The 19866-nt window shown below is 64.3% G+C and carries 15 protein-coding genes and 4 tRNA genes; 6 read left to right on the top strand and 13 right to left on the bottom strand.

Annotated elements, in window-relative coordinates:
* Window positions 1–210: 210 nt before the first annotated feature.
* The 6 genes from AB5Y72_RS15930 to plsY form a co-directional block, all read right to left on the bottom strand.
* A complete protein-coding gene (locus AB5Y72_RS15930; protein ID WP_219143442.1) occupies window positions 211–1554 on the bottom strand; it encodes a potassium channel family protein in 1344 nt (447 codons plus the stop codon).
* A 228-nt stretch (window positions 1555–1782) separates the two neighbouring features.
* A tRNA-Asn gene (locus AB5Y72_RS15925) sits at window positions 1783–1858 on the bottom strand.
* A 6-nt stretch (window positions 1859–1864) separates the two neighbouring features.
* A tRNA-Phe gene (locus AB5Y72_RS15920) sits at window positions 1865–1940 on the bottom strand.
* 3 nt (window positions 1941–1943) lie between these two features.
* Window positions 1944–2019: transfer RNA gene (locus AB5Y72_RS15915), tRNA-Thr, on the bottom strand.
* A 52-nt stretch (window positions 2020–2071) separates the two neighbouring features.
* Window positions 2072–2147: transfer RNA gene (locus tag AB5Y72_RS15910), tRNA-Phe, on the bottom strand.
* A gap of 47 nt (window positions 2148–2194) precedes the next feature.
* Window positions 2195–2857 (bottom strand): glycerol-3-phosphate 1-O-acyltransferase PlsY, encoded by a 663-nt coding sequence (gene plsY / locus AB5Y72_RS15905; protein ID WP_216991081.1) that lies wholly within the window; start codon window positions 2855–2857, stop codon window positions 2195–2197.
* A 171-nt stretch (window positions 2858–3028) separates the two neighbouring features.
* On the opposite strand from plsY, the gene folB reads away from it, so the two are divergent.
* The 3 genes from folB to AB5Y72_RS15890 all read left to right on the top strand — a co-directional run bounded on the left by folB (window position 3029) and on the right by AB5Y72_RS15890 (window position 4539).
* Complete coding sequence (folB, locus tag AB5Y72_RS15900; RefSeq protein WP_216991082.1) at window positions 3029–3400, top strand: dihydroneopterin aldolase; 372 nt, start codon at window positions 3029–3031, stop codon at window positions 3398–3400.
* A 26-nt stretch (window positions 3401–3426) separates the two neighbouring features.
* Window positions 3427–3936: a 2-amino-4-hydroxy-6-hydroxymethyldihydropteridine diphosphokinase gene (gene folK, locus AB5Y72_RS15895; protein WP_219143441.1), complete on the top strand. Its 510-nt coding sequence runs from the start codon at window positions 3427–3429 to the stop codon at window positions 3934–3936.
* Window positions 3937–4056: 120 nt separating this feature from the next.
* Window positions 4057–4539 carry a YbaK/EbsC family protein gene (locus tag AB5Y72_RS15890; protein ID WP_219143440.1) on the top strand — a complete coding sequence of 161 codons (483 nt, stop codon included), beginning with the start codon at window positions 4057–4059 and terminating at the stop codon, window positions 4537–4539.
* A gap of 4 nt (window positions 4540–4543) precedes the next feature.
* Here AB5Y72_RS15890 and mdtD read toward each other — a convergent pair whose 3' ends face one another.
* From mdtD to AB5Y72_RS15870, 4 genes are all read right to left on the bottom strand, one after another.
* Window positions 4544–5932 (bottom strand): multidrug transporter subunit MdtD, encoded by a 1389-nt coding sequence (gene mdtD / locus AB5Y72_RS15885; RefSeq protein WP_368199212.1) that lies wholly within the window; start codon window positions 5930–5932, stop codon window positions 4544–4546.
* Between the two features lie 61 nt (window positions 5933–5993).
* Entirely contained in the window at window positions 5994–7139 is a 1146-nt protein-coding gene (locus tag AB5Y72_RS15880; protein ID WP_042077653.1) for a GTP-binding protein, read from the bottom strand.
* A 119-nt stretch (window positions 7140–7258) separates the two neighbouring features.
* Window positions 7259–8665 carry a D-arabinono-1,4-lactone oxidase gene (locus AB5Y72_RS15875; protein WP_209794175.1) on the bottom strand — a complete coding sequence of 469 codons (1407 nt, stop codon included), beginning with the start codon at window positions 8663–8665 and terminating at the stop codon, window positions 7259–7261.
* A 117-nt stretch (window positions 8666–8782) separates the two neighbouring features.
* The gene (locus AB5Y72_RS15870; protein WP_209794176.1) at window positions 8783–9400 is read right to left on the bottom strand and encodes a LysE family transporter; all 618 of its coding nucleotides are present in this window, start codon (window positions 9398–9400) and stop codon (window positions 8783–8785) included.
* Between the two features lie 76 nt (window positions 9401–9476).
* Between AB5Y72_RS15870 and AB5Y72_RS15865 the strand changes: the two genes are divergently transcribed.
* Window positions 9477–10388 (top strand): LysR family transcriptional regulator, encoded by a 912-nt coding sequence (locus tag AB5Y72_RS15865; RefSeq protein ID WP_209794177.1) that lies wholly within the window; start codon window positions 9477–9479, stop codon window positions 10386–10388.
* Window positions 10389–10394: 6 nt separating this feature from the next.
* On the opposite strand, the gene AB5Y72_RS15860 is transcribed toward AB5Y72_RS15865, so the two are convergent.
* The 3 genes from AB5Y72_RS15860 to AB5Y72_RS15850 all read right to left on the bottom strand — a co-directional run bounded on the left by AB5Y72_RS15860 (window position 10395) and on the right by AB5Y72_RS15850 (window position 17327).
* Entirely contained in the window at window positions 10395–11969 is a 1575-nt protein-coding gene (locus AB5Y72_RS15860; RefSeq protein ID WP_368199210.1) for an EAL domain-containing protein, read from the bottom strand.
* A 227-nt stretch (window positions 11970–12196) separates the two neighbouring features.
* Window positions 12197–14794 carry a bifunctional aconitate hydratase 2/2-methylisocitrate dehydratase gene (acnB, locus tag AB5Y72_RS15855; RefSeq protein ID WP_325783483.1) on the bottom strand — a complete coding sequence of 866 codons (2598 nt, stop codon included), beginning with the start codon at window positions 14792–14794 and terminating at the stop codon, window positions 12197–12199.
* Between the two features lie 229 nt (window positions 14795–15023).
* Window positions 15024–17327: a patatin-like phospholipase family protein gene (locus AB5Y72_RS15850; protein ID WP_325783482.1), complete on the bottom strand. Its 2304-nt coding sequence runs from the start codon at window positions 17325–17327 to the stop codon at window positions 15024–15026.
* 271 nt (window positions 17328–17598) lie between these two features.
* On the opposite strand from AB5Y72_RS15850, the gene AB5Y72_RS15845 reads away from it, so the two are divergent.
* Window positions 17599–19509, top strand: a complete 1911-nt coding sequence (locus tag AB5Y72_RS15845; protein WP_325783481.1) for a methyl-accepting chemotaxis protein — start codon at window positions 17599–17601, stop codon at window positions 19507–19509.
* A gap of 141 nt (window positions 19510–19650) precedes the next feature.
* Entirely contained in the window at window positions 19651–19833 is a 183-nt protein-coding gene (locus tag AB5Y72_RS15840) for a hypothetical protein (protein ID WP_042077642.1), read from the top strand.
* Window positions 19834–19866: the final 33 nt, after the last annotated feature.

Raw genomic sequence — 19866 nt, 5'->3', positions numbered from 1 at the left:
TTATTCCTTCTCTGCTTCGATGGTGGGTCGATCGATACCTTGCCGGCTCCTCTGTTTGTTTCTTGTCGTGCCATCGACCGCCGCGGCGATCGATGACTTTAAATAAAGTCGCTCCACCGCCACGGCGTCAAGGAAGGGGGTTCCGCCGGCGGGCATGGGGCAGATGGATGTTGGCTGCCGGGCGACAGCAGCCTGACGCCCGGTTCGCCATCAGTACTGCTTGGTTTTCGAGGCAAAGCCCGCGAGGAAGAGGCCGGTCAGAAACATGCCGCAGAACGCCTCTATGGCCGACAACAGCTGGAGGGGGGAAGAGGTCTGGGAGATGTCGCCGTACCCCAGGGTCACGAAGGTGACGATGCTGAAATAGAGGGAGCGCCCCAGATGGCCGTGGGTCACGGACTCCGGCGCCAGGAAATAGGTCAGGGTCGCCAGCAGGATGACCCCCATCGACATCAGCAGGCTTCTGATGGGCCGCTCGCCAAAGCCCCAGGTGATGAAGCTGATGAACTTGCCGGCACACCTGAGGTAGCACAGCAGGGAGAGCCCTCCCTTCCTCACCATGCCACTGCGCAGCCAGCGCTCCCTGAACAGATCCCGTGGGCTCGCCAGGGACTTCATTTCGTGCAGCTTCTCCTTGTAGTAACACTCGCCGGCATCCACTGTATCGCCCACGCTGGAGAAGAGGCGTTTGGCATTGCGATAGAGCTTGCTCGCTTCGTTGTGGTCGATCCGGCCATTCTCGTTGTAGACCACCTGCACCTTGTCCAGGTTGGTGTGCTCCATGGTGGCGTCGAAGTTCTTGGCGCTGACGTTGAAGTTCTTCAGCACGGCCCGGGAGGAGTGGAAGCGGATCTCCTCGCACTCTATGGTGAAGTCTTGGAAGACCCCGTCTTCCAGCGCCAGCTCCCGCTTCTTGGCCCAGGCCCTGTGATCCCAAAGCAGGGAATCGAACAGATCCAGCCCTATCACCCCGCCATTGACCCTCACTCCCTTGGCGGAGCAGTGCCACAGATAGACCTTGGAGTTGTTGACGGCCCCGTCGAGGGAGAGCTCGTCGAGGCAGGTGAAGTCCAGCAGCCGGCCGGAGATGATGGGGCTCTTGAGCGTCACGCCGCCGATGTTGAGCAGCCGATGCCTGCCCAGCACCTGGGCCTCCCCCTTGTTGTTCTCCGAGACGGAGAGCAGGCTCTGCACCCGCTTCACCTCGTCCTTGCCATGCTTGTCGGCCAGCCACATGCAGTAAGGTTCGAAACGGACCTCGGAGCGGATGAGGCCGCTCTTGCGCAGGGACTCTAGGGCGCTCGAGGCGGTCTCATAGAGGCGGATCTTGTCGTCGCTCATGTAGACGCACAGGCTGAGCACGCAGCGGGAGCTGATGAAGCGGGCTATCCCAATCTGGAAGATCACGCTCTTCTCTATCTTCTGCTCCCTCATCCAGTCGTCGAAATGAGGCAGCGACGCCACCAGCAGGTCCCAGATCAGGGGGTAGTCGTTCTCCCGCCGCCATTCGTTGAACTGCTCGGGGGAGAGCTGCCACAGCTCTGTTGCATTCATAGATTACCTCGGTCGTGAAAATGCCTCGAACGTGAGACTCGGTCGAGGGCGGCAAACTGGTGCAAGCTTACGGGAAAACGGGCGGCTCACGCCATCACGACAGGGGAAACGCCATGGTAGTGGCTGACGGGGAAGATGGACACAAGCGTGGGCAGGCCCTTTGACAGGCATCAGGCGGAGCGGCTGGAGAAAAGAAAAAAGCCCAGCATTGCTGCTGGGCTTTTGAATTGGCTCCTCCGACTGGACTCGAACCAGTGACATACGGATTAACAGTCCGCCGTTCTACCGACTGAACTACGGAGGAACAATGTGGTGCCCAGAGACGGAATCGAACCGCCGACACGGGGATTTTCAATCCCCTGCTCTACCGACTGAGCTATCTGGGCAAATGGTGCCGGCTACCGGAATCGAACTGGTGACCTACTGATTACAAGTCAGTTGCTCTACCTACTGAGCTAAGCCGGCACACTTCAAACCATTGTGCATGAACAAATTTTTATTTCATGGCACCAAAATGTGGTGCCCAGAGACGGAATCGAACCGCCGACACGGGGATTTTCAATCCCCTGCTCTACCGACTGAGCTATCTGGGCGTGGGCGCTATTAAACGGATTTTAAGGCAGGTGGTCAACGGGAAATTTTACTTTTCGTCTCGTTCGTCTCTTTTTTGCTCAGCATCACCCATTTTCACCACTTCTGCGGGGGAATCCCCTCCCCGGCGGCGCCAGAGGCGGGATTCCTCCCCCTTGAGCAGCCGGGTGATGTTCTCGTGATGGCGGATCAGAATGAGGCAGGAGAGCAGGGAGACCGGCAGGGTGTATTCGGGTTTGAGCAGATAGGTGAAGAGCGGCGTCAGCAGCACGGTGACGATGGAGGCCAGCGACGAATAGCCGCTCACCAGCAGCACCAGCAACCAGGTGGCGATGACGGCACCCCCCATGGCAAAGCCGATGGGCAGCATGGTACCGAGCGCGGTGGCGACCCCCTTGCCGCCCCGGAAGTGGAAGAAGAGGGGGTACATGTGGCCCAGGCAGGCGGCGACGCCGATGAAGCCGAGATAGATGGGTTTGATCTCCAGATACCAGGCGAGATAGACGGGGGCCATCCCCTTGAGCATGTCGAGCAGCAGGACGATCAGCGCGGCCATCCGGCCGCCGAGGCGCAGCACATTGGTCGCCCCCGGGTTGTGGGAGCCATGGTCGCGGGGATCCGGCAGACCGGTGAAGCGGGATACCAGCACGGCACTGGACAGCGAGCCGCCCAGATAGGCCAGAATAATCATCAAAATCGTCAGGGCCGTCATCTTGGTCGTTTTTACCACGATATGAATGGGGTATGATGCGGGCCACATTCTCTGGTCTGGATTTGCCCGAACGCGTGTCGCCCAAACCGGCCGCCAGCGGCAATCTGCTTGCCAGGCCTGCATCCCTGCGCTGTTTTCACAGCCCATCAAGAGTAAAGAAGAAGTACTGTCATGGACAAGGTGTTTATTCGCGGACTCGAGGTTTTGACCACCATAGGGGTCTATGAGTGGGAGAAGGGCATTCGCCAGAAGCTCTGTTTCGATCTCGAGATGGGGTTTGACAACCGCCCCGCCGCCGCAACCGACGATATCGCGCTGGCGCTGGATTACGCCACCCTCTCACGCAAGATCTGTGATCACGCCGCCAACACCATAGTCGAGCTGGTCGAGACCATGGCCGAGCAGGTCGCCGCCCTGGTGCTGGCCGACGAGCGGGTGCAGTGGGTCAGAGTCACCCTGACCAAGCCCGGCGCCGTGCCCAATGCGGCCGGGGTCGGCGTCGAGATCCTGCGCCATCGCACCCCGGCCGCGAGCGCCCAGTGAGCGCCCTCTGCCGGGAGGAGACGCCCATGATCCGCATCTATATCAGCCTGGGCTCCAACATCGAGCGGGAGCGCCATATTCGCGCCGGACTCGACGCCCTGCAGGCCCAGTTCGGCGAGCTGGCGGTGTCACGGGTGTTCGAGAGCGAGGCGGTCGGCTTCAATGGCCGTCCCTTCTACAACCTGGTGGTGGGAGCCGATACGGATCTGCCGCTGGCGACCCTGTGCCAGCGCCTGCGCGCCATGGAGTTCGCCCACGGCCGGGAGCCGGACGCCAAGAAGTTCGCGCCGCGCACCCTGGATCTGGATCTGCTGCTCTACGGCGACCTGGTCTGCGAGACGCCCCTGGCGCTGCCCCGCGGCGAGATCCTCACCAACGCCTTCGTGCTCTGGCCGCTGGCGGAGCTGGCGCCAAGCCTGCGCCACCCCGTGGACGGGCGCCCCCTGGGGGAGCTGTGGCAGGCCTATGACAAGGCCTCCCAGCGGCTCAGCCCCATTCCCTTCCACTGGGAAGCGTGCGAGCTGCAGCACCACTGATCGACAAGGGCACCTCGCGGTGCCCTTGTTGCTCATGACGGCACTGATGACCGATAAGAAAGGGTGATTGGGCCTGCGCCGGCGCCCGTGGCAGCATGGCTGCCAGCACAGGAGAACCCCATGCCACTCGACACCATTCACGACTTCAACTGCCAGCTGCTGGCGGAGCTGCCCCACGAACGCTACCTGCACGAACCCATCCTGGATTACGCCACCGACGAGCGGGTCAAGGCCCGGCTCGGCTGGCAGGCCGAGTTCAGCAAGACGCTGTTTCTCAAGTTCAAGGATGGCCGCTTCGCCCTGCTGCTGACCCACAGGGACGGGCGGCTGGACAACAAGGCGGTCAAGGCCAGCCTCGGCGCCAAGCCTTCCATCTGCACCCCAGAGGAGATGCAGGCCGAGATCGGCTGCCTGCCGGGGGCGGTCTGCCCCTTCCTGCCCCGCGCCGATCTCCCCCTGCTGGTGGATCCGGCCCTGCTGGCCCACGGCGCCTTCACCTGGACCCCGGGCCACCCGGAGCAGACCTTCCTGCTGGCGACCGAGCACCTGGCTCGCTTGCTGGCGCAACTGCCCTGCCCGGTCAGCTACCTGCAACCGGCCTGAGCCGTCATTTGCCCTTGCCCAACTGGGCGAAGATCAGTGCCGCCAGCATGGACATCAGGCCGATGCACAGATAGGTGAGGTGGAAGCCGCCGAGCCAGCGCCCGCTCTCCTGGGTCACCTGCCCGGCGGAGAAGAGCCCCAGCAGGCTGGCGGCGATGGCCACCCCCAGGCTCATGGAGAGCTGCATCACCACCGACAACAGGCCGTTGCCGCTGCTGGCATGCTCGGCGCTCAGATCTTGCAGCGTGAGCGTGTTCATGGCGGAGAACTGCAGGGAGTTGATGGCGCCAAACACCGCCAGCCACACCAGCAGCACCCCGTGCGGCACCTGGTTGTCGATGAAGTAGAAGCTCGCGATCATGGCCCCGAGCGCCAGGGTGTTGCCGATCAGGATGCGGCGATAGCCGATGCGCGGGATCAGCTTGTTTACCAGCGTCTTGGTCAGCATGGCGCCGATCACGGTCGGGATCATGGTCATCCCCGCCTTGCTCGGCGAGAAGCCGAGCCCCAGTTGCAGGAAGAGCGGGGTCAGGAAGGGCATGGCACCGCTGCCGAGGCGGGCGAACAGGTTGCCCCAGATGCCGATGGCGAAGGTGGAGGTCTTGAATAGCGCCAGGCTGAAGAGCGGCTGCTCCACGGTGGCGGCATAGAGCCAGTAGCTCGCCATGGCGGCCAGCCCGAACAGCAGGGCGAACAGGGCCCAACCGGTGGAGAGGCTGTGTTCCCCCAGCCCCTGCAAACCGACGGATACCAGCACCATGCCGGCGCTGAACAGCGCGAACCCCTGCCAGTCGAACCTGGCGGTGTGCTGGCGCAGTTCGGGCATGAAGTGCCAGCTCGCCACAAAACCTATCACCCCCACCGGCAGATTGATGAGGAAGACCCAGTGCCAGCTCGCCACCTCCACCAGCCAGCCCCCCAGGGCCGGGCCGATGAGGGGCCCGAGCAGGCCGGGGATGGTGACGAAGGACATGACCCTCAGCAGCTCGTGCTTGCTGTAGACCCGCAGCACCGCCAGGCGCCCTATGGGCATCAGCAGGGCGCCCCCCACCCCTTGCAGCACCCGGGCAACGACCAGCACGGGCAGGGTGTTCGCGACCGCACAGGCCAAGGAGCCCAGGGTAAACAGCAGTATGGCGGCCAGATAGACGCGGCGGGTGCCGAATCTGTCCGCCAGCCAGCCGGAGGCCGGGATGAGCAGCGCCACCGTCAGCATGTAGGCGATGACCACGGACTGCATCTGCAGCGGGCTCTCCCCCAGGGCCTCGGCCATGCTGGGCAGGGCGGTGTTGAGAATGGTGCCATCCAGCGTCTGCATGAAGAAGCCGACCGCCGTCAGCCAGGGCAGCCAGGTACGTTGGGCTGGGGTCACCATGTGAGTGCTGTCAGGCATGAGCTGCCACCTCCTCGTCAGGTAAGAAAAGACCCGCACGGATGCGGGTCATATCAGCATATCAGGCATCCGGCTGGCCGAGCATGGCCCTGAGCTGCGCTTCCAGGCTGGGCTCAGGCGCCCTCAGAGTGTCGAGGAACAGACGCTCTATCCCTTCCCTGTCCTGGCTCTTCACGATGAACACCAGCCGGGACTGGGCCTTGCCTTCGGGCCACTCCCCCAGGGTCTGCAGCGGATAGAGCTGGCCGTGCACGCCGTGGATCACCACGGGCTGGCTCTCCCCCTCCAGCTGCAGTATGCCCTTGAGCCGCAGCAGGGCGTCGCCGTACTGCGCCTGCACCGCATCGATGGCGGCCAGCAGACGGGCGGCTCTGAGGGGCTCGCCGATGCGCAGGGAGAAGCTCTCAATATTGTTGTGAGCAAAAGAGCCGCCGTGCGCGAAATGGGTCGGCGCGGCCGTGCCCACCCTGGCGGCAAAGGGCGTCATCTGCGGCTGCATGGGAGAAGCCAGCCCCTGCTTCGGGGATTCGGTGCGCAACCAGGCCAGCAGCTGGCGCACGTCGCGCCCCGCCGCCTCGTTGTAGGCGCCGAGCTTCTCAAGCACGGCGGGGGAGAGCACGCCGTTGCTGACCCGCTCGACGGGGGCCGCCGGATTGAGGGCCGCCAGTTGGGCTTCGACCCGTGCCAGCGTCTCTTCATCCACCAGATCGCCCTTGCTCACCACCAGCAGATCCGCCAGGGCCACCTGCTTGACCGCCTCGTACTGTTGGATAAGCTGCTGCTCGATATGGCCGGCATCCACCACGGTAACGGTGCCGTCGAAGCGGTAGCGCTGGGCGATAAAGCCCTCCTCCCTCAGCGTAAAGAGCACGGGAGCGGGATCCGCCAGGCCCGTGGTCTCTATGATGAGTCGCTTGAAGGGTTTTATCTTGCGCTGGATCGCCTTCATGAAGAGCCCCTGCAGCGCCTCCACCAGGGAGCCCTGCACCGAGCAGCAGATGCAGCCGGAATCGAGCAGCACCACCTGCTCGTCCACCTGCTGCACCAGGTGGTGGTCCAGCCCCACGGAGCCGAACTCGTTGATGAGCACGGCGCACTCGCCGAGCTCGGGCTGCTTGACCCAGTGGTTGAGCAAGGTGGTCTTGCCGCTGCCGAGAAAACCGGTCAGCAGGGTCACGGGGATACGGGTGTCTTGCGGGTCAGTCATGTCAAATCCTTAGAGCCTGTCGTCATGGGGCTTGAAGAGGTTATCTCCTTCCCCTCCTCCCCCTGCTCCCAGCCGGGGGGAAGGGAGCAAAAATGCCTGCCCTCTCGAAGGGGCCGGCCTCACCGGTCGGCAAACAGCTCGCCAAGCCAGCGGTTCTCGAAGCGGCCATGGGGGTCAAGCTCGCGCTTCAGGGCCAGGAAGTCGTGCCAGCGCGGCAACAGGGCCGGGAAGTCGTAGAGGTCCATCGCCAGATGCTTGCCAAAGTGCGGGGTGCCACCCAGCGGCACCAGCAGCTGTTGCAGCTCGCGCATCTGCTCCATGGAGCCCCCGACGAAGGTGCCGTCCGCCGCCAGATAGACCAGGAACCCAATCCAGCACACCGACTTGCCATAGGCGGCACTGAGCCAGGCCTCGGAGGGGCCGGTGCAGCGCAGGATAAAGGGGTAGTGCAGCACGCCGGGGTTGGCCTGCTGCCACGCCTGCAGGATTTCCAGCGCCTCCCCCATGCGTTCGAGGGGGACCGCCACTTCGCAGTTGATCTGGGGCGCCGGGATCCCCTTGCAGAGGATCTGGTAGACGTTGCCCACCAGATCGGAGGCGTCCTTGAAGCGGCGCACCGTCTCGAAGTGCTCGCCGGCCCGCGCCTCGTCCTTGGTGTCTCTGGCCATCTTCTGCAGGGTCGCGTCTATGGTGGCATTGAGCGCCAGGTTCATGCGCTCGTCCATGTCTCCCGCCAGCACCAGCGGCTCGCTGCCGCCGGCCCGGTAGCGGGCCACCTCCTCGTCGCTCGCCGGATCCACCAGCCAGATGTGACTCTCGCCGGTCCAGGCGAACCACCAGCTCTTCACGAAGGCGTGCTCCCGGTTGAGGCGCTCGTTGTGTGCCAGCAGGAAGGGGTAGTCGGTGGTGAACTTGGTGCAGCGCATGATGCGGTTCGGCACTGTGTTGAGGGTCACATCCAGCAGCACCCCGAGCATGCCCATGCCCATCACGAAGGCGCCAAAGCGTGGATCGCTGCGATCCACCCGGATGATGTCGCCACTCGCCAGCATCACCGTCATGGCCGCTACCGCGTCGCAGAGGGCGGACTGGTGCAGCCCCTGGCCGTGGGTGCCGGTGCTGAGCGCACCGCCCAGGGTCTGGATGCCGATGACGCCGGGAGACGCCGGCAGCATGCGATCCATGGCGATGAGATCGGCATAGACGGTATCGAGGGGCGTGCCCGCCTGATAGGTCACGGTATCGGCGGTCTTGGCCAGCTGGCCGCGCAGGTGGTGCAGGTCCACCAGCAGCGCCTGGCTGCCCTCGGCATAGACGCTGTGGATAGGTTCGAAGGAGAGGCCGGAGCCGATGAGCCGCAGCTTGCGCTCGGGGTATTCGCGCAGCAGCTGCTGCAGCTCGTCGCGGGTCGTCGGGCGCCACACCTGATCCAGGGCGCCGAGGGGGTTGGTCCTGGACCAGTTGAACAGCACCTCCCGATTGCCAATCGCCTTGATGCTGTGAAATGCCTGGAACCTGACCGTCATACCGCGCCTCATCTGACTTCAAAATGAGCGGCAATTCTACCGAAAAGTGGCACCCAAGGCATGAAAAACAAGCCCCTCCAATTCTCGGGTGGATTGCGGGGCCTGCAGGTTGCGCCCTCAGCGGGAGGGTTGGGTCAGCGCCAGCAGCATGCCGAATCCCACCAGCAGAGCGCCAAACACCCTATCGATCCAGTGACGTACCGCCAGGAGACGGGCCCGCACCGATGCGTTGGAGAAGAAGATCGCCACCGCGCTGAACCAGAGGGCATGGGCCAGCACGATGAAGGCGCCGTAACCGAGCTGGACCGCCAGCGGCGTCTGCGGCTGCACCACCTGCATGAAGAGGCTGACGATGAAGATGGTGGTCTTGGGGTTGAGCACATTGGTCAGGAAACCGGTGCGCAGCGCCCCCAGGCTCGAGAGGGCGGGCTGGTCGGCCATCACCTCATCGACCGCCGGTCGGGCCCGCAGCATCCTGATGCCGAGGAAGACGAGGTAGGCCGCCCCCGCCAGCTTGATGAGGTTGAACAGCCAGAGGGATTGCTGGATCAGCACCCCCACCCCCAGCAGGGTGTAGCTCACGTGCACGCAGACCCCGGCCGCTATGCCAAGCGCCGTCAGCACCCCGCTGCGGCGCGAGAGCAGCAGGCCGTTGCGCGACACCATGGCGAAGTCGGGTCCCGGGCTGATGACGGCAAGGAGGGTAATGGCGACGACGGCGAGCAGTTCGGTCATGAAAATAGTCCTGACAAGAAGTGATATCGGCTATTTTATTTGGCAATAACACCAATAACGAACGATGATTTCTGACATGAATGGTGAAAATAACTCACAAAAATCCCTCTCGCTCCCCTCCCTCACCGCCCTGCGCTGTTTCGAGGTGGCGGCCCGCACCGAGCACTTCGGCCGCGCCGCCGACGAGCTGCACCTGACCCACGGGGCCATCAGCCGGGCGGTGCGCCTGCTGGAGGAGGATCTGGGGGTCATGCTGTTCGAGCGGCGCCAGCGCCGGGTCTTCCTGACCGAGGCGGGCGAGCGGCTCTATGAGTCGGTCAGGGAGGGGCTTGGCCAGATCCGCCGGACGGCCCAGGTGCTGCGCCAGCGGAGCCGCCCCCAGTCACTGGTGCTCTCCTGCGAGCCCACCCTGCTGATGCGCTGGCTGATCCCGCGCTGGCCCGACTTTCAGGCGCTGCACCCGGAGCTGGACGTGCACCTGATGGCGGGGGGTGGCGCCCTCAGCTTCGACAGCGGCATCGATCTCGCCATCCGGCGCAACGACTTCCAGTGGCCTGCCGAGCTCTACAGCCAGTTGCTGTTCGAGGAGCGAACCGGGCCTGTCTGCCAGCCGGCCAGGGTGGCGCAGTTTTTCGAGCGACGGAAGGAGGGCTGGGCCCTGAGTGCGGCGGCGCCCCGCCTGCACACCCGAACCCGTCCCGGCGCCTGGCAGGAGTGGCGGCAGCATGCCGGCCTGCCAGCCGGTGACGAGGGATCGGGACAGACCTTCGAGCACTTCTACTTCAGCCTGCAGGCGGCGGTGGCCGGCCTTGGCGTCGCCATCGGCCCCTACCGCCAGGTGTGCGACGACCTCGAGGCCGGCCTGCTGGTGGCGCCGCTCGGCTTCATCCTGGACGGCACCGGCTATCACCTGCTCGCCCCCACGAGACCCGAGCCAGGTAGTGCCCACGAGACCCTGGTGAACTGGCTTCACGGCCTGGTGCGCTGAGCCCCATCAGGCCTGGGCGGCGCGCTCGACGAGGGGCCTGCACCTCTCCCCTGCCGCCAGCTCCCGGCAGAACTGGCGCAGCGGCATGGGGCGGGCGAACAGATAGCCCTGCAGATACTGGACCCCCTTGCCCCTGAGGTAGGCGGCCTGCTGCTCCGTCTCCACCCCTTCGGCCACTAGGGAGAGCCTCAGCCGGCGGCCGAGGTCGATGACGTTGTCGACGATGTGCTCGGAGAGGGACTCGGTGCCGATGCGGCCGATGAAGGAGCGATCGATCTTGAGATAGTCCACGTGGAACTGTTGCAGGTAGTGAAGGCTGGAGTGGCCGGTGCCGAAGTCATCGATGGCGAGCCTCACCCCCATCTCGTCGAGCTGGCGGAACAGGGAGAGGGTCTGCGGGTTGGTCACCAGCAGCTCCCGCTCGGTGAGTTCCAGCACCAGCACCACCCGCCCCGGCACGAAGTGGGCGAGGAAGGCACGGCACTCCGCCAGCAGGGAGAGATCGCGACAGTGCGTGGCGCTGATGTTGAAACTGATGTGAAAAGCCTCTGGCAACTGTCCCTGTACCGGCTGGAGCTTCTGGGCCACCGCCTTCATCAGGTTGACCGTCATGGGTACGATCAGGCCCGACTCTTCCGCCTGGGGGATGAAGAGATCGGGGCGGATCAGCCCCTCGGTGGCATGCTGCCAGCGCATCAGCACCTCGGCCCCCACCATGTTGCCGCCCTCGCTGGCAATGAGCGGCTGCAGATAGGGGACAAACTCCCTGGCCCGCAGTCCCCGCCTCAGCTCATCCGTGAGGGCCCCGGGCCGCCCGAGCACCCACCACACCAGCAGCGCCAGCAGCAGCGAACTGCCCCCCAGCCAGATCAGGGGCAGATGGCGCGCCTCCCACAGGGCGCGCCAGTAGAACGGCATGGCGTACCCGGCGTGGATGGTGAAGGGGTAGCGCTGGGAGGTGAGGGTCAGCGCGAACTTGCTGTTCAACTGCGGTGGGGCGCTCTGGAAGTGGCCTGACTCATCGAGCCAGGCGGACCCGACCTGCAAGAACAGCTCGCTGGGATCGCTGCTCAGGGTGAGCATGAAGCTAAGCTGGCTGCTGTCGATGGCGCTGAGCACCGCATCGCGCCCCCGCTCGTGGCGCACCACCAACAGGGGGTGATTCTTGCGCACCCGATTGCCGCTCATCAGCAGCAGCTTGTGATCCGTGTAGATGGCACCATCATCCACCTCCCGGGCCGGCCCGAACAGCGAGGTACAGTGGATCACCCCGTCACGCACCAGGTTGACCGAGCGCAGGAAGGGCTCGAGCGCCACCCGCTTGCGCAGCAGCAGCAGGTTGTCGGCACAGGGGCGGTCGATCAGCGGCAACATGTCGAGATTGGCCTGCTCGGCCTGATCCAGCATGCGCTCCAGCAGGGCTTTGGCCTTGTCGGCGGAGGCGCTGGCGTCGCGCTTCAACTCCTGCTCGTAGCTGTCTCGCACCAGCCATCCACCCGCCAGCAGCGGCAGGGTCAATACCAGCAGGGCGCAGCCAAGACGCCACTTCGTACGGGCCAGATCAATCCGGAACAGAAACATAGAGAACCACGCCACAATTCGCAGGCCTGCCTCGCAAGCACTGCAGTGAAAACATACCCGCCGGGAGGGAGACATCATGACCAGACAACGAGAGTGAACCGAGCGGGCAAGGCGGATCGACAAGGCCGTCACTGGGCATGGGGCCCCATTATCGCGCAGCCCCCTGAAATGGAAAATGCCGCGTCAAGACGCGGCATTGTTATTTTCAGTGGTCAGACCGGCAGGCCTTATACCGCCTGTTGCAGGATCACCGCATCGGCCTTCCTGGTGTAGGAGGCGATCTCGTTGAAGTTGAGGTAGCGATAGGTGTCGGCCGCAGTGGCGTCCAGGGTCTTGGCGTACTGCAGGTACTCGGCCACGGTCGGGATCTTGCCGATGATGGCGGCAACCGCAGCCAGCTCGGCAGAGGCCAGGTAGACGTTGGCACCCTTGCCCAGACGGTTCGGGAAGTTGCGGGTGGAGGTGGAGACCACGGAGGCCCCTTCCGCTACCCGCGCCTGGTTGCCCATGCAGAGGGAACAGCCGGGTATTTCGATGCGGGCACCGACCCGACCGAAGATGCCGTAATAGCCCTCTTCGGTCAGCTGATCCTTGTCCATCTTGGTGGGCGGGGCTATCCACATGCGGGTCGGCAGCTCGCCCTGATACTTCTCGAGCAGTTTGCCGGCGGCGCGGAAGTGGCCGATGTTGGTCATGCAGGAACCGATGAACACCTCGTCGATCTGATCGCCGGCCACATCGCTCAGCAGACGGGCGTCGTCCGGATCGTTCGGCGCGCACAGGATCGGCTCCTTGATGGTGGCCAGATCGATCTCGATGATCTCGGCGTACTCGGCATCCTTGTCCGCCTCCATCAGCACCGGGTTGGCCAGCCACTCTTCCATCCCCTTGATGCGGCGGGTGATGGTGCGCACGTCGCCGTAGCCTTCGGAGAGCATCCACTTCAGCATCACGATGTTGGACTTCAGATACTCGATGATCGGCTCTTTATCCAGCTTGATGGTGCAACCGGCGGCGGAACGCTCGGCGCTGGCGTCTGCCAGTTCGAACGCCTGCTCCACCTTCAGGGTCGGCAGCCCCTCGATCTCGAGGATGCGGCCGGAGAAGATGTTCTTCTTGCCCGCTTTCTCGACGGTCAGCAGCCCTTTCTGGATGGCGGCGTAGGGGATGGCATGGACCAGGTCACGCAAGGTGATGCCCGGCTGCAGTTCGCCCTTGAAGCGCACCAGCACGGATTCCGGCATGTCCAGCGGCATCACGCCGGTGGCGGCGGCGAAGGCCACGAGGCCGGAGCCCGCCGGGAAGGAGATGCCGATGGGGAAACGGGTGTGGGAGTCACCACCTGTCCCCACGGTATCCGGCAGCAGCATGCGGTTCAGCCAGGAGTGGATGACGCCGTCGCCCGGACGCAAGCTCACACCGCCGCGGTTCATGATGAAGTCCGGCAGGGTGTGGTGGGTCTGTACGTCGATGGGCTTGGGATAGGCCGCTGTGTGGCAGAAGGACTGCATGGTCAGATCGGCGGAGAAGCCGAGGCAGGCGAGATCCTTCAGCTCGTCTCGGGTCATGGGGCCCGTGGTGTCCTGGGAGCCGACCGTGGTCATCCTGGGTTCGCAGTAGGTGCCCGGGCGCACGCCCTTCACGCCGCACGCCTTGCCCACCATCTTCTGGGCCAGGGTGAAGCCCTTGCCGGTGTCGGCGACGGGCTGCGGACGGCGGAACACGGTAGAGAACGGCAGACCCAGGGCCTCGCGGGCCTTGTCGGTCAGGCCGCGGCCGATGATCAGCGGAATGCGGCCACCGGCGCGCACTTCGTCGATCAGCACCTCGGTTTTCAGTTCGAACTGCGCCAGCACTTCGCCCGTGCCGTGGCGGGTGATCTTGCCCTCATAGGGGAAGATGTCGATCACGTCACCCATCGCAAGTGCAGAGACGTCCACCTCGATGGGCAGGGCGCCGGCATCTTCCATGGTGTTGAAGAAGATGGGGGCAATCTTGCCGCCGAGGCAGACGCCGCCGGCGCGCTTGTTCGGTACGAACGGAATGTCGTCGCCCATGAACCAGAGCACGGAGTTGGTGGCGGATTTACGGGAAGAGCCGGTACCGACCACATCACCCACGTAAGCCAGCGGGAAGCCCTGCTCTTTCAGCGCGTCTATGGTCTTGATGGGGCCGATGACGCCGTCCTTGTCCGGTGTGATGCCGGGACGGGCGTTCTTCAGCATCGCCAGGGCGTGCAGCGGAATGTCGGGACGGGACCAGGCGTCCGGGGCCGGCGACAGATCGTCGGTGTTGGTTTCGCCGGGCACCTTGAATACGGTGACGGTGATCTTCTCGGCCAGGGCCGGGCGGGAGAGGAACCACTCGGCATCGGCCCAGGATTGCAGCACCCGCTTGGCATGGGCGTTGCCCGCCTTGGCCTTCTCTTCCACGTCGTGGAAGGAGTCGAACATCAGCAGGGTGTGGGAGAGGCCCTTGGCGGCAAGAGGAGCCAGGGTCGCATCGTCCAGCAGGTCGATGAGCGGCTGGATGTTGTAGCCACCCTGCATGGTGCCGAGCAGTTCGACGGCCTCGGCGGCGGTCAGGATGGGAGAATGGGCCTCGCCCTTGGCGACGGCGGTGAGGAAGCCGGCTTTGACATAGGCCGCTTCATCGACACCCGGGGGAATGCGGGAGGACAACAGTTCTTTCAGAAAGTCCTGTTCGCCGGCGGGCGGATTCTTGATCAGCTCAACCAGGGCGGCGACCTGCTCTGCGTCCAGAGGTTTGGCAACCACGCCTTCGGCGGCACGTTCTGCGACGTGTTTACGGTATGTTTCAAGCACGACTAATTCCTCTTTGGTCTTTTTTTGGGGGTTCGCCCAAGCTCGCGGCGATCGTCCTTGCGGGACACCCGTAGGGTGCCCCCCACTATATAAGTTTTAACGACTAATTAAAATCCAAACCCTGTACAGTTATTCAACAAACCAGCATAACAATATAAAAACATTGATCTTTTTAAAAATGACAAGACTCTCACCAATGACGAATTAACAAAAAGGCATCATTTCATCCTTATTGGAACGTAGTGCCCAATTGCAGATAGAACATGTCATGCCCCCCCTCCGCCACGCCATAGCCGAGGAAGATGGGGCCGAGGAAGCTCTCCACCCCCACGTAGACGGACCCCGAGGTATAGGAAGACTCCAGGCTGATGTCCCTCCCCTTGTCCCAGACGCCCCCCTGCTCCAGGGAGCCCCCGAGGAACAGGGGCGCCTTGATGGCCCCGAAGTCGTTGTCCGCCACCCGGTAGATGTAGCGCAGGCCGCTGAACAGGCTGTAACGGCCGCTCAACTGGTAGTGCTGGAAGCCGGACATGCGGAACAGGCCGCCGAGATCCTGCACGAACAGCGGCACCGTCTCCTCAGAAGTCGAGCCGCCCCCCTCCAGCATCAGGTTGAGACTGTGCCTGTCCCAGGACCAGGGCTTGATCATCACCAGCCGGTAGTTCATCCCCTCGGTCTGCTCGGACGGCCCGTCTGACGGGTCCAGCTCGATGTGGGAATACCCCCCCTTGATGTCCCAGTAGACGCCCTGATAGGGGAAGTAGCGGCTGTCGAGGGTGTCGTGCTCGAAGCGCATATAGGGCCCCCAGGCGGAGGCATCGGCATCCGCATTGGCGAGGTTCTGGATCTCGACATTGCCGACCTTGCCCTCCAACCCCAGGGAGAGTCGGCTCCAGGGCTGGCGGTTCCAGCCAACGGCGAGATCCACGCTGGTGAAGCTGTACTCCGAGTCCAGGTAGCTCACCCCGGACGACGCCGCATCCTCCTCCGGGAAGAAGACACGGCGCTGAGTCTTGTCATAGGCCAGGCTCGCCTCGCCGTAGTAGGTCTGAGACGGCTCCAGCGGCGTGTAGAAGTCGGTCTTGAGATGCTTGGCCGTGCCGAGCGACGCCTCGGTCAGCCACTCGGCCCCCCACTCGTTGACGTTGGTGAGGGTGTAGGACATGCCGACGTTGTAGTTGGAGCTGCTCTCGAAGTCGTCGGAGAAGCCGAGCTGGAAGTTCAGGTAACCAGGCCCCCAGTTCTTCTCGCTGGCATCCACCACCAGCACGTTCTCGCCGCCCCGCTCCTCCACCTCGTAGGTGATGCGATCGAACGACTCCAGAGCGTAGAGGCGGCGGATCCCCGCCTCCAGGCTCTCATAGGTCTGCACCTTGTCCGGCCGCACATTGAGCATGGCGCGCACGGTGTCGTCCGAGAGGCGCGACTTGTTGATGATCTCCACCTTGTCGATGTAGTAGGCCGGCTGGCCGCTGCGCTCGGCACGGCGGCTCAGCTTCTGGTTGCGATACTCGGCGTAGGCATCGGGAGAGAGGGAGAGGGCGTCAAGCTGGATGGCCGCACGGCTGGCTACCGCCTCCCCCTGCTTGATCCCCTCCGGCATCAGGGCGAAGTCGGCGATGCCCATGTTGCCGAATTCCGGCGTCAGCAGTATGTCGTTTGGACCGAGCAGCGCCTTCTGCTTCTCGGTCCCCACCTGGGTCATGTAGGTGGTGAGCTGGTCGATCATGGCCAGCCCCGACTTCAAGGATTCCCGGGTGCGCAGCTTGGCGCCGATGTCCACCGCGATCACCACGTCGGCCCCCATGGCCTTGGCCACGTCCACCGGCATGTTGTTGACGGTGCCGCCGTCGGCCAGGATGCGCCCCTCCCAGTCCACCGGCTTGAGGGCACCCGGGATGGACATGGAGGCCTGCATCGCCTTGGCGAGGCTGCCGTGATCCAGCACGAAGGGGGTGACCGTCTCCATGTCGGTCGCCACGGCGCGATAGGGGATGGGCAGATCGTCGAAACTCTTCTGCGCCGGCAGGTTGGAGGTGGCGTGGCGCAGCAGGCTGGCCATGGACTGCCCCTGGAAGAAGCCGTCAGGCAGCTGGGTCTGATCGCCGTTGACCCCGATGTCGGTGCGCAGCTGGTACTTCTCGCTCTGCTGCTTCTTGCGCAGGGAGAGCTCGTCCCGGCCTACCTTGTCCTGATACCCCTTGTTCCAGTCGATGGCGAGCGTGGTGCGCTCCACCTCCTCGGCACTGAGCCCCATGGCGTACATGCCCGCCACGTAGGAACCCATGCTGGTCCCGACGATGATGTCCACCGGGATCCGCTTCTCCTCCAGCACCTTGAGCACCCCGATGTGGGCAGAGCCCTTGGCACCGCCGCCGCTCAACACCAGGGCAATTCTGGGCCGCTCCCCCTTGGCCGCGCCCTGGACCTGGGTCACAGGCAGGGGATCGTTCGCCTCGGCCGCCGCCATGAAGGGCAGGGTCGCCAGCAGGAGCATAATCAGGTGGGTCCATCCCCGATGAAAGATGCGCATATGAGTGTCCATTGATCCGGTAAGAGTCGAGGCCGGTCTGCCGACCAGGTGCTGCCTACTATAAGTGGAAGCACTTTAACCGCAACCCGGGGTGCTGGCGAGATGCCCCGGGGCGGTGACGGCCAATGCGGGGATAAAACGGCGCCAATCCAGTCCTGGCCTGATGTGAGCGCAAACGTTAATCGGCAATAAACACCCCACCCGCTCAAGAAAGCGCCCGTTCGGCCGCTAATATGAGTTCAAATTCCAGGTCCACACCCGAGTCACGCCCATGTTCGCAAACCTGACACTCAAACAGAAAATTCTGGCCACCGTCATCCTGGCCGTGGCGCTCTCCTGCCTGCTGGTGGGTTATTTCAGCCAGCGCTCGGCCCAGCAGCTGATCGAGACCCGCATGTTCGAGCAGGAGCTGCCGAACCTGACCCAGCGCATCGGCAAGGAGATCGAGAAGGATCTCACCTCGGTCGCCGGCGCCGCCAGACAGCTGGCCAACGATCGCTTCGTGCTGGACTGGGTCGCCCGTGGCATGCCCAAGGAGCAGGAGTCCATCCTCATCGATCAGCTCAAGGACATGACGGCCCAGTACGGCCTGGTCACCGCCTCCTTCGCCGATCGGCAGAGTGCCGCCTACTACAACCAGGACGGCTTCCTGCGCACCCTGAACCACGACCAGGACGGCTGGTTCTACGACTACACCAAGAGCCGCCAGGAGCTGATGCTCAGCATCTTTCGCGAGACCAACGGCGAGGTGAAGCTGTTCGTCAACTTCCAGCAGCTCGACGGCCGCGGCCTCGCCGGCCTCGCCAAGTCCCTCGACAGCATGGTCGGCATGCTGGCCGACTTCCGCATCGGCGACAGCGGCTTCGTCTTCATGACCGATGGCAGCGGCCGGGTGAAGCTGCACCCCGACGCCGCCCGCATCGATCGGGACAACCTGACCCAGCTGGCCAGCGGCAGCAGCACCAACCTGCTCAACAAGCAGCCGTTCGCCGCCACCCGTGCCGAGATCGACGGCCAGCCGGTGATCCTGGCCACCAGCTATATCCCCCTGCTCGACTGGTATCTGGTGGCCCAGGTGCCTGAAGCCGAGATCTATGCGGAACTGGATCGGGCTCGGCTGCACATCCTGCTGGTCAGCCTGGCCATCGCCGTCGGCATGGGGCTGCTCGGCGTGCTGCTGGCCGGTTCGGTCAGCCGCCCGCTCAACGAGCTGGCCCGTCTGTTCCGGGAACTCGGCAGCGGTGACGGCGATCTGACCCAGCGCCTCAGGGTCGATGGCCGTGACGAGCTGGCCCAGGTGGCCACCGGCTTCAACAACTTCGTCACCAAGATCCACGGCTCCATCGAGCAGGTGGCGAACAACTCCCGCCAGCTCGCCGCCACCGCCAACGAGGTGGCCGCCAAGGCCCAGCTCACCCAGCACAACTGCACCGCCCAGCGGGATCGCACCGTCCAGGTCGCCACCGCCATCCACGAGATGGGCGCCACAGTGAGCGAGATCGCCGGCAACGCGTCGCTCGCCGCCGACGTTGCCAAACAGGCCAACGAGCAGGCCGATGCGGGGGCCCAGGTGGTGGCCCAGGCCCGCCACGGCATCGTCGGCCTCTCCGGCGAGATCGAGCAGGTCGCCGGGGTCATCGAGTCCCTGGCCAGCCAGACCGACTCCATCGGCAGCATCCTCGACACCATCCGCAGCATCTCCGAGCAGACCAACCTGCTGGCCCTCAACGCCGCCATCGAGGCCGCCCGCGCCGGCGAGCAGGGCCGCGGCTTCGCCGTGGTGGCCGACGAGGTGCGCAACCTCGCCAGCCGCTCCGCCGCCTCCACCGCCGAGATCCAGGTGATGATCAACAGCCTCCAGGAGCAGAGCGCCCGCGCGGTCAGCGCCATGGCTCAGGGCCGCAACCAGAGCCAGCTGGTGGTGGCCCAGGCCGACGAGGCCAACGGTGCCCTCGACCAGATCACCGGCCACATCACCCAGATCAGCGACATGAACATCCAGGTCGCCACCGCCACCGAGGAGCAGTCCAGCGTGGTGGGCGAGATCAACCGCAATGTGGAGGACATCAACCAGCTCACCATGGAGACGGCCGATATCGCCCACCAGCTCACCGAGTCCAGCCGCAGCCTGCAGCAGCTCTCCGGCGAGCTCGACAAGCTGGTCGGCAACTTCCGGCTATGAGCCACCCCTTCCACCTGCAAACAGGGCGTGCCGTGACGCGCCCTGATTGCACTACGGCAGGCCGTGACGCAGGTCCGCCCGCCCCCTCAAGCTTCCTCATGCCAAGCTGCGCCATAATAGAGGGAAATAACGGGAGGTATCATGAGTAAACTGGTTGTGATCACATTGCTGGCGGGCTTGCTCAGCGCCTGCAGCAGCGGCCCGACGCGGGTGCACAGCGCCGATGTGAGCGTGGGGGATGCCAGGATCCGGGTCAGCGACGGGGATCGAGGGGGTTACGGTACCTTCTGCCCGCCGGGGCAGGCCAAGAAGGGGCGCTGCTAGCGCCCTTTTTTACACCCGGCTGGAACTCGTCAG

This window comes from Aeromonas sp. R7-4, assembly GCF_040908055.1.
In the GTDB taxonomy this organism is placed as follows: Bacteria; Pseudomonadota; Gammaproteobacteria; order Enterobacterales; family Aeromonadaceae; genus Aeromonas; species Aeromonas sanarellii.
This window is presented reverse-complemented; position numbering and strand designations above follow the sequence as displayed.

Excerpts from the sequence above, each read along its gene's own strand:
- AB5Y72_RS15930 (WP_219143442.1), bottom strand. The coding sequence starts at position 1,554 with ATGAATGCAACAGAGCTGTGGCAGCTCTCCCCCGAGCAGTTCAACGAA.
- plsY (WP_216991081.1), bottom strand. The coding sequence starts at position 2,857 with ATGACGGCCCTGACGATTTTGATGATTATTCTGGCCTATCTGGGCGGC.
- folB (WP_216991082.1), top strand. The coding sequence starts at position 3,029 with ATGGACAAGGTGTTTATTCGCGGACTCGAGGTTTTGACCACCATAGGG.
- folK (WP_219143441.1), top strand. The coding sequence starts at position 3,427 with ATGATCCGCATCTATATCAGCCTGGGCTCCAACATCGAGCGGGAGCGC.
- AB5Y72_RS15890 (WP_219143440.1), top strand. The coding sequence starts at position 4,057 with ATGCCACTCGACACCATTCACGACTTCAACTGCCAGCTGCTGGCGGAG.
- mdtD (WP_368199212.1), bottom strand. The coding sequence starts at position 5,932 with ATGCCTGACAGCACTCACATGGTGACCCCAGCCCAACGTACCTGGCTG.
- AB5Y72_RS15880 (WP_042077653.1), bottom strand. The coding sequence starts at position 7,139 with ATGACTGACCCGCAAGACACCCGTATCCCCGTGACCCTGCTGACCGGT.
- AB5Y72_RS15875 (WP_209794175.1), bottom strand. The coding sequence starts at position 8,665 with ATGACGGTCAGGTTCCAGGCATTTCACAGCATCAAGGCGATTGGCAAT.
- AB5Y72_RS15870 (WP_209794176.1), bottom strand. The coding sequence starts at position 9,400 with ATGACCGAACTGCTCGCCGTCGTCGCCATTACCCTCCTTGCCGTCATC.
- AB5Y72_RS15865 (WP_209794177.1), top strand. The coding sequence starts at position 9,477 with ATGAATGGTGAAAATAACTCACAAAAATCCCTCTCGCTCCCCTCCCTC.
- AB5Y72_RS15860 (WP_368199210.1), bottom strand. The coding sequence starts at position 11,969 with ATGTTTCTGTTCCGGATTGATCTGGCCCGTACGAAGTGGCGTCTTGGC.
- AB5Y72_RS15850 (WP_325783482.1), bottom strand. The coding sequence starts at position 17,327 with ATGCGCATCTTTCATCGGGGATGGACCCACCTGATTATGCTCCTGCTG.
- AB5Y72_RS15845 (WP_325783481.1), top strand. The coding sequence starts at position 17,599 with ATGTTCGCAAACCTGACACTCAAACAGAAAATTCTGGCCACCGTCATC.
- AB5Y72_RS15840 (WP_042077642.1), top strand. The coding sequence starts at position 19,651 with ATGAGTAAACTGGTTGTGATCACATTGCTGGCGGGCTTGCTCAGCGCC.